The 16,142-nt window shown below is 45.9% G+C and carries 15 protein-coding genes; 8 read left to right on the top strand and 7 right to left on the bottom strand.

Going from position 1 to position 16,142, the window contains the following annotated elements; translation table 11 throughout:
- Positions 1 to 226 precede the first annotated feature (226 nt).
- Positions 227 to 2,788: a cation-translocating P-type ATPase gene (locus K4039_RS03380; RefSeq protein ID WP_265233713.1), complete on the top strand. Its 2,562-nt coding sequence runs from the start codon at positions 227 to 229 to the stop codon at positions 2,786 to 2,788.
- A 92-nt stretch (positions 2,789 to 2,880) separates the two neighbouring features.
- Here K4039_RS03380 and K4039_RS03375 read toward each other — a convergent pair whose 3' ends face one another.
- A complete protein-coding gene (locus K4039_RS03375) occupies positions 2,881 to 3,228 on the bottom strand; it encodes a hypothetical protein (protein WP_265233712.1) in 348 nt (115 codons plus the stop codon).
- A 105-nt stretch (positions 3,229 to 3,333) separates the two neighbouring features.
- On the opposite strand from K4039_RS03375, the gene tmk reads away from it, so the two are divergent.
- The 4 genes from tmk (at position 3,334) to K4039_RS03355 (ending at position 7,014) form a co-directional block, all read left to right on the top strand.
- On the top strand, positions 3,334 to 4,002 hold the full coding sequence (gene tmk / locus K4039_RS03370) for a dTMP kinase (protein ID WP_265233711.1): 669 nt from the start codon (positions 3,334 to 3,336) through the stop codon (positions 4,000 to 4,002).
- 288 nt (positions 4,003 to 4,290) lie between these two features.
- Positions 4,291 to 5,253, top strand: coding sequence for a DNA polymerase III subunit delta' (locus tag K4039_RS03365; protein ID WP_265233710.1), 963 nt, complete (start codon positions 4,291 to 4,293; stop codon positions 5,251 to 5,253).
- Between the two features lie 255 nt (positions 5,254 to 5,508).
- Complete coding sequence (msrA, locus tag K4039_RS03360; RefSeq protein ID WP_265233709.1) at positions 5,509 to 5,973, top strand: peptide-methionine (S)-S-oxide reductase MsrA; 465 nt, start codon at positions 5,509 to 5,511, stop codon at positions 5,971 to 5,973.
- A 195-nt stretch (positions 5,974 to 6,168) separates the two neighbouring features.
- Entirely contained in the window at positions 6,169 to 7,014 is an 846-nt protein-coding gene (locus tag K4039_RS03355; RefSeq protein ID WP_265233707.1) for a metallophosphoesterase, read from the top strand.
- A 71-nt stretch (positions 7,015 to 7,085) separates the two neighbouring features.
- On the opposite strand, the gene rppA is transcribed toward K4039_RS03355, so the two are convergent.
- The 3 genes from rppA to K4039_RS03340 form a co-directional block, all read right to left on the bottom strand.
- The gene (gene rppA, locus K4039_RS03350) at positions 7,086 to 7,820 is read right to left on the bottom strand and encodes a two-component system response regulator RppA (RefSeq protein ID WP_265233706.1); all 735 of its coding nucleotides are present in this window, start codon (positions 7,818 to 7,820) and stop codon (positions 7,086 to 7,088) included.
- A gap of 45 nt (positions 7,821 to 7,865) precedes the next feature.
- On the bottom strand, positions 7,866 to 8,516 hold the full coding sequence (locus K4039_RS03345; protein ID WP_265233705.1) for a glutathione S-transferase family protein: 651 nt from the start codon (positions 8,514 to 8,516) through the stop codon (positions 7,866 to 7,868).
- 159 nt (positions 8,517 to 8,675) lie between these two features.
- Positions 8,676 to 8,939 carry a hypothetical protein gene (locus K4039_RS03340; RefSeq protein ID WP_265233704.1) on the bottom strand — a complete coding sequence of 88 codons (264 nt, stop codon included), beginning with the start codon at positions 8,937 to 8,939 and terminating at the stop codon, positions 8,676 to 8,678.
- A gap of 183 nt (positions 8,940 to 9,122) precedes the next feature.
- Between K4039_RS03340 and hisG the strand changes: the two genes are divergently transcribed.
- Positions 9,123 to 9,767 (top strand): ATP phosphoribosyltransferase, encoded by a 645-nt coding sequence (gene hisG / locus K4039_RS03335; protein ID WP_265233702.1) that lies wholly within the window; start codon positions 9,123 to 9,125, stop codon positions 9,765 to 9,767.
- A gap of 104 nt (positions 9,768 to 9,871) precedes the next feature.
- Here the strand turns inward: hisG and K4039_RS03330 are convergent, their stop codons facing one another.
- Entirely contained in the window at positions 9,872 to 11,332 is a 1,461-nt protein-coding gene (locus K4039_RS03330) for a response regulator (RefSeq protein WP_265233701.1), read from the bottom strand.
- Between the two features lie 223 nt (positions 11,333 to 11,555).
- On the bottom strand, positions 11,556 to 13,769 hold the full coding sequence (locus K4039_RS03325; protein WP_265233700.1) for an ATP-binding protein: 2,214 nt from the start codon (positions 13,767 to 13,769) through the stop codon (positions 11,556 to 11,558).
- Positions 13,770 to 14,157: 388 nt separating this feature from the next.
- Here K4039_RS03325 and K4039_RS03320 point away from each other — a divergent pair, with 388 nt between their 5' ends.
- Positions 14,158 to 14,433, top strand: a complete 276-nt coding sequence (locus K4039_RS03320) for a hypothetical protein (RefSeq protein ID WP_265233699.1) — start codon at positions 14,158 to 14,160, stop codon at positions 14,431 to 14,433.
- 102 nt (positions 14,434 to 14,535) lie between these two features.
- On the opposite strand, the gene K4039_RS03315 is transcribed toward K4039_RS03320, so the two are convergent.
- On the bottom strand, positions 14,536 to 15,249 hold the full coding sequence (locus K4039_RS03315; protein ID WP_265233698.1) for a DUF1997 domain-containing protein: 714 nt from the start codon (positions 15,247 to 15,249) through the stop codon (positions 14,536 to 14,538).
- 121 nt (positions 15,250 to 15,370) lie between these two features.
- Between K4039_RS03315 and K4039_RS03310 the strand changes: the two genes are divergently transcribed.
- On the top strand, positions 15,371 to 16,030 hold the full coding sequence (locus K4039_RS03310) for an NAD(P)H-binding protein (RefSeq protein WP_265233697.1): 660 nt from the start codon (positions 15,371 to 15,373) through the stop codon (positions 16,028 to 16,030).
- Positions 16,031 to 16,142: the final 112 nt, after the last annotated feature.

Here is a 16,142-nt window from a genome sequence, read left to right as displayed (position 1 = left end):
AGACAATAACCGTCTAATCTTCAACCCGCGAAGGCGGGTTTTGTCTGTGTAGGCGCGGTTTCAACCGCCATCTAATCTTCAGAATTGGGAGAAAAATTAAAAAAAACTAACACTTTCGGTAGATGCCGGAGAAACTATCTATTATCAAAATGGATACATTTATTTCATTTTTGCATTAAACAATTTCCGAAACACCAAAATATTCTAATCAATACCAAAAAAAACCATGCAATTTGTCCCCAAAGCAATCCCCGAAATTCAACCCGAAATCATCCCAGTTAAAGAATCACCGCCGCCAGAACTTGTTACTTTCGATGTCAGCGGGATGAAATGTGCGGGCTGCGCCAAAGCAGTTGAACGCCAACTCATGCAGCATTCAGGCGTAATTTCAGCTTGCGTTAACTTAGCCGTAGAAGTCGCAACGGTTGAGTGTCAACCGGGGGCTGTCGATGCAGAAGCTTTAGCAAAAAAATTGACTGATAATGGATTTCCCTCCCAGTCTCGCTTAGGTGGAAATCAGCGGGAAGCGGAAGCGGCGATAATTGAACGACGGCGGCAAGAAATTCGACAGCAAATCAATCAATTGTCGATCGCCCTAATCCTAATTATTCTATCCGGTTTAGGTCACGTACTCGGCACCAAAGCCCCAATTCTCAGCAACATTTGGTTTCACTGGGGACTCGCCACCCTCGCATTGCTGCTACCTGGCGGCCCGATTATCGTTGACGGGTGCCGCAGTTTGTGGCGAAACGCACCCAACATGAATACTTTAGTAGCTTTAGGCGCAGTCACAGCTTACACCGCTAGCAACGCGGCGCTGCTGTTTCCACGCATGGGATGGGAGTGCTTTTTTGACGAACCAGTGATGCTGCTGGGCTTTATTTTGTTGGGCAAAACTCTCGAACAGCAAGCCAGACGGCGCGCTGCATCAGCTTTACAAGCTTTGATCGCACTACAACCCGCGACAGCCCGCTTAGTTGATTTTAAACTCCCAATTTTAGATTTGGGCTCTCAAGAATTGCCTGTAAACTCGACATCTCAACTCCACAATCCACAATACATTGAAATTCCAGCCGATCGCGTCCGAGTCGGAGAATGGCTGCAAGTTTTGCCAGGCGAAAAAATTCCCGTAGACGGCGAAGTCTGCGAAGGCAAAACAACTGTAGATGAGTCGATGCTGACTGGCGAATCGATGCCAGTTTTCAAGCAACCAGGAGATACAGTCGCGGCGGGAACTATCAATAAATCCGGGGCAGTTGTGATGCGGGCAACTCGCACCGGTCAAGAAACAACTGTAGCCCAAATGGTGGCTTTAGTGCAAGCAGCCCAAACTCGCAAAGCACCAATTCAAAATTTAGCTGATACTGTCGCCGGATATTTTGTGTATGGCGTAATGGCGATATCGGCTTTAACTTTCCTATTTTGGTATTTTGCCGGCACTCATATTTGGCCTTCTGTGCTTTTAGGACAAGGGGCGATGAATATGGAACACGGCGCAATCAATCTGGGAAATCAATTACCCATGATTCATTATCAATCTTCTTTGCTGTTAAGTTTGAAATTGGCGATCGCAGTTTTAGTTATTGCTTGTCCTTGCGCTTTGGGACTGGCTACCCCAACTGCAATTTTAGTCGGTTCTGGCATCGGGGCGGAACGCGGGCTTTTGATTCGCGGCGGTGATGTTTTGGAACGGGTACATCAATTAGATACGGTGGTTTTTGACAAAACTGGGACTCTCACAACCGGCAATCTCACACTCACTGATTATTTGCCGATTTTTGTGAATTCTGATTTGGATTTTAACTCGGATATTAATGTCGGAAATAGTCAAGATGCCTGTTCCACAATTTCCACAATTTCCACAATTTCCGCAATTGATGATGTTTCTGGAAACAGACAAGATGCCTGTTCCACAATTGACTCAAAACTGCTGCAAATTGTGGCGGCGGTGGAAAGAGGCGCTTGTCATCCCATCGCCGCCGCGATTTTACTGGAATCTCAAAAACAAGCTTTGCCGCTGCTACCTGCTGAGGATTTCTACACGGAACCGGGATTTGGGGTTTCTGCTTTGGTGGATGGCCGGCGGGTGTTCGCTGGGAATGCCGCGTGGATGAGCGAGCAGGGGGTCGTTGTGGCGACGCAATTGTCGGAGTCTTTGCAGGGCAAAACGGCAGTTTACGTGGCTTCTGGGGGCGTTTTGCTGGGGGTAATCGGGCTAAAAGATACTCTGAGGCTGGATGCTAAGGCGACGGTCGATCGCCTCCGGGAAATGGGATTGCGGGTGATCATGCTGACGGGGGATACTGCGTCGGCTGCGGCGGTGGTGGCGCAGCAGCTAGGTTTGACGGCGGCTGATGTTTTGGCCGAAGTGCGGCCGGATGGGAAGGCCAGGGCGATCGCCAGTTTGCAAGCCCAAGGCTGTAAAGTGGCTGTGGTGGGAGATGGTATCAATGATGCGCCGGCTTTGGCTCAAGCTGATGTTGGTATCGGTTTGCACTGTGGCACTGATGTGGCGGTTGAGACTGCTCAAATTGTGTTGATGCGAAATGCTTTGATGGATGTTGTTGAGTCGATCGACCTTGGGCGCGCTACTTTTAATAAGATTCGCCAAAATTTGTTCTGGGCTTTTGCTTACAATACTCTGGGAATTCCGGTTGCGGCCGGTCTCTTACTGCCTGCAACTGGAATCCTACTCAGTCCGGCGGCGGCAGGTGCATTTATGGCGTTTAGTTCTGTTAGCGTAGTTACAAATTCTTTGCTGCTGCGTCGTCGGAACTTTCGAGCTTAAATTTAGGCCTTCCACATAAAAGTCATCAGTTATTGGTGATTAGCTAGGAACTAATGACCAATGACTGATGACTAATGACTAATGGCTGATGGCTACAGTGCCATACTTTCCAAGAGTCGCCAATTATTGTTATTCATAATTGAATGACTGACTAGCTCGAACATTTGACGGCAGTGGTTGTTGGTTTGCAAGGGCAATTCCTCGTTTTTAATCACGAAGTTCATCCGAACCTCTGAGTCGCTAGCCGTGTTTTTCTCAATTAGGACTTCGGCGGTGACAAGTTTGGGAATCGAAACTTGACCGGGAATTTCGCGAGCCATGAGCGAATCTCCTGTATTGTAGATAATGTCAAGATTGCATGACTCTAAAATTTCAATCAGGGACTGACGGAGACGGTCGATGGGAACGGCAACGATAAAAAACCCAGTATAGCGAGCCATAGAAAACTCCAGCGGTGAGGCATTTAGATTTTATTATCATACCGAACCTAGAAGAGATGAACAGAACAATATGGATTTATTTTATTTAGATGGAAAGTTAGGGCAATGAAGGGCAAACTTATCGTGTTTGAGGGGGTTGAAGGTGCGGGTAAAACTACGCAAATGCAGCGATTGATACATTTGCTGCGAGCAAGTTACTTTCAGAAAGTCCGGTTGGTGGTTACTCGCGAACCGGGGGGTACGGAGTTGGGAAAGGGACTGCGACATTTGCTATTAAAACAAGATCCGGAAGAATTTGTATCCGAGATGGCAGAATTATTGATGTATGCTGCCGATCGCGCTCAGCACGTCGAAACTTGTCTCAAACCTGAGTTATCGAAGGGAACGATTGTTTTATGCGATCGTTTTACAGACTCGACGATTGCTTATCAGGGCTACGGTCGCAATCTTAACTTAAATTTAATCAAACAGTTGAATGCTATTGCCACCGGCGGCTTGGAAAGCGATCTGACTTTGTGGCTGGATATTAACGTGGAGGCGGGTTTGGCGAGGGTAAAGGCTAGGGGAGAGCGCGATCGCATCGAGCAAGCTGATTTGCAGTTTCACAAGCGCGTACAGCAAGGTTTTACAGAATTAGCCGAGTCAAATAAATCTCGAATTGTCCGGATCAATGCCGATCGCCCTGAAGATGCAATCGCCCAGGAAATTCAAGCTATCGTAACTCGCAAGTTAGAAGCTTGGGGATATTCAAATAATCCCAATGCTGAAAAGTAAGCTGACATACGTAGCCAGAAACCGGGTTTTTTACCAAACTTTTTGCTAAAAATCCCCAATCTCGATAAAAAAACCGATTTCTAAGTTCCTACCTAACTAACCATAGGGTGCGTCAGGGGGCTGTCAACTATCAACTATCAACTATCAACTATCAACTATCAACTATCAACTATCAACTATCAACTATCAACTATCAACTATCAACTATCAACTATCAACTATCAACTATCAACTATCAACTATCAACTATCAACTGTCAACTATCAACTGTCAACTATCAACTGTCACATGGATTATTTCACATCATTAATCGGACAAAATCGAGCCGTAGAATTACTAACCCAAGCAGTCGATCGCAACCGAATTGCTCCCGGTTACTTATTTGTAGGCTCTAACGGTATCGGCAAAAGCTTAGCCGCCCAGTGTTTCATCGAGCTTTTATTCTCAGCCAATCTTCCCGAAAGGCGATCGACAGAATCCGTACAAAATCGCGTGCGACAGCGAAATCATCCAGACTTACTCTGGGTAGAACCAACCTACATGAACCAAGGCAAACGGCTTTCCACAAAAGAAGCAGAAGAAGCAGGCTTAAAGCGAAAAGCACCGCCTCAAATTCGCCTAGAACAAGTTCGAGAAATCGGTGAATTTCTAAGCAGACCGCCCCTAGAAGCTGGGCGTTCAGTCGTAGTTTTGGAACAAGCAGAAACAATGGGTGAAGGAGCAGCCAACGGCTTATTAAAAACATTAGAAGAACCGGGAAAAGCAGCGCTAATTTTAATTGCTCCAACTGTGGAAGCTTTGCTGCCAACATTGATTTCCCGCTGTCAAAAAATCCAGTTTTCTCGACTGAATCCCGAAGCAATGGCACAAGTTTTGCAGCAAGCAGGATTCGCCGAGATTTTATCCCATCCCGAAGTAATGGGGATGGCGCAGGGAAGTCCTGGGGAAGCAATTGCTATTTGGCAGCAACTGCAATCAATACCCGATGATTTCCTGCAAAAAGTGAAGCAGTTACCTCAAAATCTGCGATCGGCTTTAGAGTTAGCCAAGGAAATTGATAAAACTTTAGATACTGAATCTCAGTTGTGGTTAATCGATTATTTACAGCATTGTTACTGGCAGCAATTTTTGGCAGGGCGGATTAGCCGATCGCCCTTAGAGCCCTTAGAAAAAGCCCGCCAATATTTGCTAAACTACGTACAGCCGCGATTAGTTTGGGAATGCACACTAATGGGAATCTGTCAAGTATAATTAGAGTACCAAGTTCGATCGCAATCAGATAACTAAGTAAATCAACTTACTTAATTAATTAAACATAAAATAGTGATCGCTAAAAAGCTTGCTGTATATGTCTTGTGGCTTCATTGCGCTAGATAACTAAAGCCTTCTTCCTTGTTCCAATTCTATTCTTCCTTCTTCCTTCTTCCTTCTTCCTTCTTCCTTCTTCCTTCGATCAACTGTCAACTGTCAACTGTCAACTGTCAACTCTTCCTTCTTCTTAACACAATGGAAAAAGCCACATTTGCCGCCGGTTGTTTTTGGGGAGTCGAAGACAAGTTTCGCGCCGTTGCGGGTGTCGTCTCGACTGCTGCGGGCTACACAGGAGGTCATTGGCCAAATCCCTGCTACCTGGATGTTTGCGCCCGCATCACCGGTCACGCTGAGGCAGTGTTGGTAGAATACGAGCGATCGCAAGTGAGTTACGAAGCATTGCTAGATGTATTCTGGAATTGTCACGATCCTACCCAAATCAATCGCCAAGGCCCCGACAGAGGCGAACAGTACAGATCTGTTATTTTCTATCACAATTCGGAGCAAGAAAAAGCGGCTCGTGAGTCTAAACACAAATTACAAATCTCCAGTAAATACGACAAAAATATTACCACTGAAATCCTACCCGCTGGTGATTTTTATCTAGCAGAAGATTACCACCAGCAGTATCTGGAGAAAAAGCGGCAGCCATCCCCGTAGACGAATTTATTGGTACCTACCTACTTAGTTATTAGTCGTTAATTATATTCTGTCCGCCCTAAGCTGTTGTGCATTTAAGCAACGCTCCAAACATCACCCTTATTTTTAATGAAGAGGGAAAAATATTTAGTTTTGCAGTCTTGCCTGTTTATTTGCTAAGCTATAAATTGCGCTCTGTCAATAAACCTTAGATTTATGCACAGGTTATTAACTGGGAAACTGCGGGTAGACTGTTTAACAATACCGATCGCAAATCTTCCAGAAAATCTATCGGGTACTAAAATTGTACAGCTTACTGATTTTCATTATGACGGGAAGCGGCTGTCGGAATGGTTGCTAGAAGAGGCGATTGCAGCGGCTAATGAAGCGGAACCAGACTTAATTTTTTTAACCGGAGATTTTATTACCTACGATCCCGCACCTATTTATGACTTAGTGCAGCGCTTGAAAAACTTGCAGAGTCGGGTGGGAATTTACGCTGTTTTAGGCAATCATGATCACTATTACCCAGGGGCAAAAATTAAGGTTGCTAATGCTTTGAATAATGCAGGTATTCGGGTTTTGTACAATGAAGCTATTTATCCTTTGGGGTCTGAATTGGCTTTAGTTGGGTTTGCAGATTTTTGGTCTGGCGATTTTGCGCCTACACCTGTAATGATATCAATCAATCCGGCGATTCCTCGGATTGTGTTGTCTCACAATCCTGATACTGCTGAAAATCTGCAAAAGTGGCGGATTGATTTGCAGTTTTCTGGGCACACTCACGGCGGTCAAATTGTGATTCCTGGGATCGGGCCTTTGTATGCTTGGGTGAGAAAGATTGGTTATTTGATTCCTCCAGCAATCCGAAAGTTCATTCCTTTTCTCTCGGCTTTCGATCGAGTAGTTACTCATTGGGAATGGGCTAGCGGTTTGCATCGGGTTGGGAGTAATTTGTTGTATGTGAATCGCGGTTTGGGGACTTATGCGCCGGGGAGGCTATTTTGTCCGCCGGAGGTGACAGTAATTACTTTGGTTTGTCAAGAAGACTCGGCGGTTTAAAGCGCGTCTATACAGACAAAAGCTTAGAAAAGCGGGTTGAATAGTGGAAGGTTAAAATTAGGTTGTTTTGTTCAGTCCGCAGAGGCGGACTTAGTTTGAGAAGACGCGGTTTCAACCGCCGTCCTATCTTCTCCAAAGCGATAGCCTCTGCCGTAGACTGTGTGAATTAGGACGGATTCACCCGGTGCTTCTATTTTGCGCCGCAGCAGGCGAATTTGAGCTGCTAATACGTTGCTGCTGGGTTTTTCTGCTTCACTCCACAAGTATTGGTGGATTTGTTCGTGTGTTAGTAATTGACCGGGATGCCGCATTAGGTATTCTAATAATTGACATTCTTTTTCTGATAGGTCAATTGTCCGATCGCCCCGATAGGCTATTTGATTGTCGTAGTCTAGCTGTAAATCTGCGACTTGCAGCCGCCCGACAGCCACTTCGGCGTCAAAAGTTGGAGGGCGACGTAGCAAGGCGCGCACTCTGGCTAGGAGCTCTCGCAGTTCAAATGGTTTGACTAGATAGTCGTCTGCGCCTGCGTCGAGTCCTTGTACGCGATCGTCTATAGTGTCTTTGGCGGTCAGAAATAGGACTGGTGTATTCCGTCCTTGCGATCGCAAATTCTGACAAATTGCCAATCCGGTTTGTCTCGGCAACATCCAATCCAAAATTAGCAAATCGTAATTTCCCTGCATTGCTAAATTGCTGCCATTTGCGCCGTCAAATGCCACATCAACGGTATAACCTTCGCGGCTTAAAACTCGACTCAAGGGGTCAGTAAACTCAACTTCATCATCAACTAAAAGAATCCGCATCCTGATTTGAGATTTGAGATTTTAGGTTAATTGAACTAATTTTTACTACACCTTAAAATGTGCAAAATTTTCCGATTCGCTGCAAGCTGCTGCTACCCATTCCTGGATTGCCGGCAGTGACAAAATCGCATCAGTATAAGCTTTTGTTGATGAATCTAATTTGACTCCGTAGGTGACAAAACGCAGGACAACGGGGGCAAACATAGCGTCAACAACTGTGAATTTTCCGAACAGCATATCGCCGCCTGTGCCGAATTTTTGGCGGCATTCGCGCCAAATGGCAAAGATGCGATCGATCTCTGCTTCGACACCGGGAGTGATCCCTTCACCTGGATAGCGGTTGCGGCAGTCCATCGGCATATTTTCGCGCAGATTTTGGAATCCTGCGTGTATCTCGGCGCAGATGGAACGGGCGATCGCCCTTTGGGCTACATCGGCCGGCCACAAATCATTCGCAAAGCGATCGGCTACGTATTCGCAGATTGCTAAAGATTCCCACACTTTCAGATCGCCGTCAATTAAAACAGGCACTTTTCCCGAAGGAGAATAGCGTCGAATTTCCTCGTGGGTTGTCGGGCTATCTAGGGGGATTCTCACTTCGGCAAATTCCAGTCCAGCTTGTTTCATCGCCAGCCAAGCACGCAGCGACCAAGAAGAATAATTTTTGTTACCAATAACAAGTGTCAATTCAGTCATAATTTAGCTGTCAGCTATTGGCGATCGCCCGTTAAATTTTAAGTTTTAGAGTTGAATACACTGTTAGATGCGTGACACACAATGGCGATCCCCTACGGGGGCTACGCCAACGAAGAGGATCGCCCAGTTCTCTGCACCAGCCTCTGCAAGCATGTCAAATTAACAGCCTCCCAGCGTTCCGCGTTTTTCTGCAAACGGCGATCGGGGGGCTGTACCGAACACACCTGATTTGGCATTGAATGATCTGTGTCGGTCGAGTTTGACATCGTTAGCGGTAGGTACGACCACTGTATAGTGCATTTCCTCGGCCTCTACACCGCCGCCTGAGAGGATTTCATCTACTGTAATTTTCAGGGAATCCGGGTCTACACTGTGAAATTCTCCGTCAAATTCTTGACTCTCAAACTCTTGATTGTTTTCCATAGTGACCGCCCTTGAAAAAACTGACTAAATATAATATATACCCAAACAAAGGATCGAGCAATACCCGAAATTTATTTTCCGCTGTGAACTCTATGTGCTATTCTGGGTTTGGTAAAAGCTGTTTCTGCTTGTGCCGCGATCGCCCCCTTCCCAAATTGAGCAATTTACACTCTAAAAATTGACATGATTACTGTTGCACTTCCCAAAGGCGGACTGTTAGGAGATAGCATTCGGCTGTTTAAATCGGTTGGATTAGACTTCAGTGCTTTTCTCGATTCCTCTAACCGTCAACTTCAAATTTATGACCCTACCGGAACTGCAAAAGCTTTGCTGGTAAGAACGCACGACGTGCCGGTTTATGTAGAATATGGTCAAGCTGATTTGGGAATTGCGGGTTATGATGTATTGCGGGAAAAAAAACCGAAAGTTGCTAATTTAGTTGATTTAAATTTTGGTAAGTGTCGGCTATCGGTGGCGGTGAAGGAATCTAGTCCCTATCGGCGAAGTGTGGATTTGCCTCCTCACGGTAGAGTTGCTTCTAAGTTCGTAAACTGTGCGAGAGAATATTTTCATAATTTGAATTTGCCGGTGGAAATTGTGCCGCTTTACGGTTCTGTGGAGTTGGGGCCGATTACGGGTATGTCGGAGGCGATTGTGGATTTAATTTCTACTGGCAAAACTTTGCGGGAAAATGGTTTGGTGGAAATTGATGTTTTGTTTCAAAGTTCGGCTTATTTAATCGGTCATCCTTTGAGTTATCGTTTGAATTCTGGGGGGGTTAATGAGTTGATTGGGAAGTTGAGAGAGCAAGTTTTGACGACTGTTTGATGTGAACTCTAATTAAAATATTCTCATAGGTTTGTAGTGAGGAATTGAGTCCTTACTTGCACTTTCAATATAGGACTCAATTTTTCACTACGAACCGATTATATTTATCTCATTTCTGAGCTGCTACTTGCAGGTATAAGACCTAGTTTTTCCTGGCAGCGGGTTATATAAAAACTGACGACTGTATCCGCAGGGTTTTGTTCGATTAGTTGCTGAAAATATCCCAAGGCGGCGACAAATCTTTCGGATTGCCATCCTTGAATTCCTTTGTCAAATAAAACCTGGGTAAGCTGTTTTGCTTCAGAGTCGGGACTGGAGGCGGGCCAGATTTCGTAGATTTCAATGGCTTGCTGTTTGCCGCGCGGGGTTACTCGATCGATCCAGCGATAGTAATAATTGTTGGTTGGCGAATGGCTGTCGGCTGCTGTTGCGTGAGAAGTAGAAATCATCCTCTTTGGTTTTTCCGCTTCCAAGTCGCACTTTAATAATAGATTTTCTGTTGAGTTTGGACTTGTGTTAGTTAGAAATTCTCTCGCATGAACGATCGCATTTTCGCTAACAATAATTTGGCAGCCGTATATTTTGGTTAAATTTTCTAACCGAGAAGCTGTATTTACCACGTCGCCGATGACTGTAGAGTCCATCCGGCGATCGGAACCCAAAGTGCCAATCATGCCGATACCTGTGTTAATTCCCGTACCGATATTGACGGGATATTTTAAATTGTATTTGTGGCGCTGGGCATTAAATTCCTGCAAACTTTCTTGCATTGCTACTGCGGCTTCGATCGCATTTACTGCGTGAGAATTCGGCTGGTCAAATACTGCCATGATAGCATCGCCTAGGTATTTGTCAATAAACCCGCCGTGAAATGTTATGCAATCGTTCATTTTAGTAAAAAAAGCATTCAGCCATTCAAAAGTCTCGCGTGCTTCTTGGGATTCTGCGATCGCCGTAAACCCGCGAATGTCGCAAAATAAAATAGTCAGCTCTTCTTCTGTGACATTGCCCAACTGAATCGATTCTATTCCTTGGGGCGCAATTCGTTCGAGAAGCTGCTCCGGCACAAATAGCTGAAATTTTTCAGAAAGATACTCATTAGCCTCCCAAGCGGCAGCAATTTGGCGTTTGCTTTGCTCTTTTACCTGCTGGTTGAATTGAGAAGATACAGCTTGCGATCGCATTTTGCTCAACTGCAAAATATTTTCAACTTTCGCCAGCAACAAGCGACTGTTAAAAGGCTTTGTTAAATAATCATCGGCCATCATTTCCAACCCTCTAAGGCGAGAGGAATCGTCATCAAGAGCCGTCAAAAAAATCACTGGTACTGTTTGCAAAGCCGTATCATTCCGCAGGCGATCGCACACATCAAAACCGTCCATCTCCGGCATCATGATATCCAGTAAAATTAAATCGGGTTGAGATGCGCGGGCGAGGGAAAGGGCTTCATCGCCCGATCGCGCCGATACTGTGGCGTATCCTTTCATTTGCAATAACTCTTCCAATAAAATCAGATTAGCTGGCTCGTCATCAACCAACATGATGCAGGGCGACTTGTTTGACATGGAATATGATAGGTTTTGAATTTAGCTGTGGACTGGCGCGTGTAGATGCTCGAAACCTGGTTGATTCGTGTATTTCTGGTTATTAAATTCGATATTTTTCTTAGGAACCGGGTTTCGGAGGCAAGTGTACGCAAGTCCTATAGATATTTATCTACTATTGAGTCTAACCTTTCTTGTTATAACTTGTAATAAATCGCATTGCTGGAACTGCAAATAATTATTGTTAGTTGAGAAAAGAACGGACTGTGGCGATCGCCAAATTCAGATCCAGCGGCTTGCTCAAATAAGCCGAAGCGCCAGCTTCCAAACATCGATCGCGATCGCCAGCCATCGCCATCGCCGTCACCGCAATCATCGGTACCGACTCCCAGACAGGATCTGCCTTAACTCTGCGCATCAACTCAAAGCCATCAACATCCGGCAACTGAATATCCATCAAAATCAAATCCGGCAGCAACTCCGGCGCAGTAGAGGCGGCAAGGATGCGATCGACCATCGCCTTCCCATCCGCGAGAATCTCTACCCCGAACCCCTCCAATTCCATCACCTCCGAAATTAACATTTGGTTAAAAGGCTGGTCTTCCACCACCAAAATCCGCTTGCTACCAATTGGTAATGCGATCGCAGAAGCAGGGACTAACTTGGAATCCAAGGCACAATTGGCAAAAGTTCCCAACTCTTGACGCATCTCCGTCAAAGGCAGCCAAACGCGGAACAGACTGCCGCGATCGCAAACAGATTGAAAAGAAACAGTTCCCCCGTGCAATTCCGCCAGACGCTTAGTCAAGGCCAAACCCAAACCTGTACCTTCGTGCCGCCTAGTCAGGGAAGAATCCACCTGTTGAAAAGGTCGAAATAGCAAGTGCCAGCGGTCTTGAGGAATGCCGATACCGGAGTCTTTCACCTCAAGACAAAAGTAAGGAGTGCTGGCATTTACAGGAGAACAATCAGGGCGGTAATCGTCGCTCATTTCGCTGCCGTAGGCCAGACGCCCGCTGAGTTTAACTTGTCCCCGTTCCGGGGTAAACTTGATAGCATTAGAAAGTAAATTAATCACAATTTGTCTGACTCGCCGCTCGTCGAGCAAAACTTTAGTAATGCGGTAATCGAGTTCTAAAGACAAAGCGATCCGCTTTTTGTCTGCGCGCGGCTGAATCATTTTCAGACAGTCGGTGGCGAGTTCGTGAACGCGCACCGGCTGTAAATTTAGTTCTACTTTCCCTGCTTCAATTTTAGAAAGATCGAGAATATCGTTGATTAGCTGCAACAAGTGCTGACCGCTTTTTTCGATCAGTTCTACATAGTTGATTTGTCGATCGCTCAACTGGCCGGATCTTTGGCGCAGCAGCAAGTCAGAAAAGCCGAGAATGCTATTGAGAGGCGTCCGCAATTCGTGGGACATCGAGGCTAAAAACTCGGATTTTAACTGAGAAGAATACTCTAATTGTTCGTTAACTTGGCGGAGGTTTTCTTGTGTTTGAGCCCGCTCGATTGCCGCCCCCAGCGTGCGACAAGCAGCCTCCAGCACTTCTTGGTGGAGGGAAGCTTGCAGTTTTTTGACGTTGCGCGACTCCAGCGTCAGCACTCCGATGATTGTGCCGTCGGTAGATGCGATCGGAAAAATGCCCAGTTGTCCGATTCCCGGATGCCGAAATTGTGGCACAGCCTTGGGATGTTGGGCATAATCATCGACCAACAAAGGTTTACCGGTTGCCACCACTTCCCACAGCAAACCGGTGCCGTAGGGAATGCCTTTGTCGAGCAATTTTTGCATTCCGGCGGCGACTGGTTCGCCGTAACTAGCCAGAAATTGACTAGAAACTTGGTTGGAAATCGCCGCCGCTTGTCTGTCGTTTCCCTTGCCGCTAATCACTTTTACGTCTCCGAAAGCAGCATTCGTTGCCTCTACCAGATAGGTAAGAGCAAACTGACCTATTTCTTGCAAACTGTGAGAGTTTTGCAGGCGTTCGGTTAAACCTAACAGAAATGTCAGCCGCCTGACTTCTGCATTCAAGCTAGCTTGGGATTTTTGGTATATTGTAACGTCTCGAAAGGTAAACAGCCGCCCGCCACTGTTGGTAATTGTGGCGCACACCTCCAAACAAATAGCATTCGATTGCTCGAAATAAAATGATAAACTTTCATCCTGAGATTTTTGCAGTGCTTCCTGAAACTGTTCCCACTGCTGAAGCGACAAGTAACCGCGATCGACAATTTCGGCAAACAGCAAGTCGCACTTAGGCTGTGTAGCGAGCCATTCTGGGGACAGTCCCCAGGTTCCTGCTAATTTTTGGTTAAACAAAACTAAGCTGTCAGACGAGTCGAACAGAGCGATCGCATTGTCTACTTGGTTGAGAATCAGTTCTTGGTCTGCTCTCAACTGTTGCAAGTCTATCTCCATTTTTTCTGTGTCTGTAGCTCTTAGTTTTGTTGTCATAACTTTCTACGGATATGGCATGAGTTATTTGATAACCCCTTACTTAATTTGACATATTTTTAGGTTTTTTGGTAGTGAGGGCGATCGACCGGCCTTGTGATCTGAAACACTTGCTGCTTAACAGTTGACAGTTGACAGTTGACAGTTGACAGCGAAGTTTTTAGGCTGGGGCTTAAATCCCCTGTGCTTTGGTAAAAAACCTAATTCGGATGGTTATACCTTTGTAGAGTTAGGGATGAGAATTACCAACGGTACTCCGAACCCTCTTCACTTCAGTGGATATACAACATTAATTCCATAACTTCTGGAACCGGATGGCAAAATAAGAGAGTGGGGTAGAAACAGCAATGTACTTAGATTACCATCGGCATCGGATTTTATTTTAGCCATGCCAGGAGAAACTGTTACCTTATTTCCAGATACTATCCTCTTGTACAAGGGTAATTATACAGGGCTAACCATAGATTTTGGAGATGGTAGTGTTTGGGTTTGTGACGAACTCAAACCAGGGAAATATCAATTTCGTTTCAGCTATCAAAAAGATTTGGAGCCGAGAGGAAAATTTATTTATCGTGGAAAAGCAATTGAACAACTGTTATTAGAAAAGGTTTGGTTCGGGAGAGTGGCTGCTCCATTTGTAGAGTTAGACCTAGTTCAACCCTAAAATCAAACTTTAGCCAAGTTGCTATCTATGTCTAAGGAATTACTTCGAGGGGTAAGGTGCGCAGTGCGCACCCTACAAATGTGAGTTGAGGCGGAAGTTTTGTTAGTGTTTCTTAGGATTTTTCGGAAAAGGAATGTTCAAACTTTCGTGAAAAAGTAGCTGAGTTTTATAAGTCAAGCGACGGTTGACTTGTTTGATGATTTTTTCCAAAAGGGCATCGCCGGTTTTTTCAATCAGAGGTTGAGACATCGATCGAATAAACTTAGGAAAGCAAACCCCTACAGCTAAATCCAGCTTCCACGTAGCACTGGTAATCGCAGGCGGTAGCTGAGCACGCTCTGACGCAGGCCAATCGGCAGCAAACTCGTCAGAGGGTATCTCCACTAGCTTCATTGCCGATCGAAAATCCACCTCATATCCGGGCGAGGTATAATTCGGAACCGGGATTGTCTTAATCAAATAGCAGCCCTCAGCGTCAGGTGGCAGCAATTCTAAACCAATTCTCGCTTCGACTCGGTAGCCGAAAGCCCCAAAACGCCCGATTAACAAATCATAGCCGTTTTCGCCGATCGCCTGGGCCGTCATCGGCAAAGCGCACTGGCAAAACCAACTCTTGTGATTGTTCAAATGCTCAGCCACCGTAGCAGCATCGGCGTACATCTCCATGCTGTCTTCAAAATGCGTGTGAAACCAAATCGGCTCCACTTCATCTGTTGCATCCGCAGCTCCACTTTCGGGCTGCCCAAAACTCGCATCTGGGTAGCAATTTTCGTCAGTAGCTTCAACAGTTTGATATTCAGCGGAATCCAGCTTCATCGTATGCTCTCCTGTAATACGCGCCAATCGATCGGGTTGGGGATGTGGTAAGGGAGTTTCCTCCCTACAATTGAGAAATAGATAGCAAAAAAACTTACCCTAGAACAGCATAACTTGACTTATGAAAGCATTTGTAGCAGGAGCCACAGGCCAGACGGGCCGCCGAATTGTCACAGAATTAGTCAAGCGGGGCATTCCCGTGCGTGCTTTAGTCCGAAATCTAGAGACAGCTAGACAAATTTTACCACCGGAGGTAGAGTTAGTGACTGGGGATGTATTAAATGCGACTTCTCTGGGCGATGCGATCGGCGATAGTACGGTGTTGCTGTGCGCGACAGGGGCAGCCCCTGGTTTTGACCCCACAGCGCCTTACAAGGTGGATTTTGAGGGGACTAAAAATTTGGTGGAGACAGCTAAGGCTAAGGGAATTGAGCATTTTGTGCTGGTGACTTCTCTGTGCGTTTCTCAGTTTTTTCACCCGTTGAATCTGTTTTGGCTGATTCTGGTTTGGAAGAAGCAAGCCGAGGAGTATTTGCAGAAAAGCGGCTTGACTTATACCATTGTCCGTCCGGGCGGTCTCAAAAATGAGGATAATTCAGATGCGATCGTCATGACGGGCGCAGACACAATGTTTGAAAGCAGCATTCCCCGCACTAAAGTAGCTGAAGTCTGCGTGGAGGCGCTGTTTCAGCCGGCTTCTCGCAACAAGGTTGTGGAAATTGTGGCGAAGCCGGAGGCCCCGCAAAAGAGTTTTGAGGAGTTGTTTGCTAGTGTAGTTTGATTGAATTAGGGCTGGCGCACAGGTGTCCAGAAACCGGGTTTCGGCTACGCTCAACCAGCAGTTTTTTTACGAAAAGACGGGTTTCAGCCAGCAGTTTAGGTAAAAAACTCGG

The organism is Lyngbya sp. CCAP 1446/10 (assembly GCF_026130175.1).
Classification (GTDB): Bacteria; Cyanobacteriota; Cyanobacteriia; order Cyanobacteriales; family Microcoleaceae; genus Microcoleus.
Note: the sequence above shows the minus strand (reverse complement) of the source record. Positions and strands in the feature narration are given on the sequence as shown.

Excerpts from the sequence above, each read along its gene's own strand:
- K4039_RS03380 (WP_265233713.1), top strand. The coding sequence starts at position 227 with ATGCAATTTGTCCCCAAAGCAATCCCCGAAATTCAACCCGAAATCATC.
- K4039_RS03375 (WP_265233712.1), bottom strand. The coding sequence starts at position 3,228 with ATGGCTCGCTATACTGGGTTTTTTATCGTTGCCGTTCCCATCGACCGT.
- tmk (WP_265233711.1), top strand. The coding sequence starts at position 3,334 with ATGAAGGGCAAACTTATCGTGTTTGAGGGGGTTGAAGGTGCGGGTAAA.
- K4039_RS03365 (WP_265233710.1), top strand. The coding sequence starts at position 4,291 with ATGGATTATTTCACATCATTAATCGGACAAAATCGAGCCGTAGAATTA.
- msrA (WP_265233709.1), top strand. The coding sequence starts at position 5,509 with ATGGAAAAAGCCACATTTGCCGCCGGTTGTTTTTGGGGAGTCGAAGAC.
- K4039_RS03355 (WP_265233707.1), top strand. The coding sequence starts at position 6,169 with ATGCACAGGTTATTAACTGGGAAACTGCGGGTAGACTGTTTAACAATA.
- rppA (WP_265233706.1), bottom strand. The coding sequence starts at position 7,820 with ATGCGGATTCTTTTAGTTGATGATGAAGTTGAGTTTACTGACCCCTTG.
- K4039_RS03345 (WP_265233705.1), bottom strand. The coding sequence starts at position 8,516 with ATGACTGAATTGACACTTGTTATTGGTAACAAAAATTATTCTTCTTGG.
- K4039_RS03340 (WP_265233704.1), bottom strand. The coding sequence starts at position 8,939 with ATGGAAAACAATCAAGAGTTTGAGAGTCAAGAATTTGACGGAGAATTT.
- hisG (WP_265233702.1), top strand. The coding sequence starts at position 9,123 with ATGATTACTGTTGCACTTCCCAAAGGCGGACTGTTAGGAGATAGCATT.
- K4039_RS03330 (WP_265233701.1), bottom strand. The coding sequence starts at position 11,332 with ATGTCAAACAAGTCGCCCTGCATCATGTTGGTTGATGACGAGCCAGCT.
- K4039_RS03325 (WP_265233700.1), bottom strand. The coding sequence starts at position 13,769 with ATGACAACAAAACTAAGAGCTACAGACACAGAAAAAATGGAGATAGAC.
- K4039_RS03320 (WP_265233699.1), top strand. The coding sequence starts at position 14,158 with ATGCCAGGAGAAACTGTTACCTTATTTCCAGATACTATCCTCTTGTAC.
- K4039_RS03315 (WP_265233698.1), bottom strand. The coding sequence starts at position 15,249 with ATGAAGCTGGATTCCGCTGAATATCAAACTGTTGAAGCTACTGACGAA.
- K4039_RS03310 (WP_265233697.1), top strand. The coding sequence starts at position 15,371 with ATGAAAGCATTTGTAGCAGGAGCCACAGGCCAGACGGGCCGCCGAATT.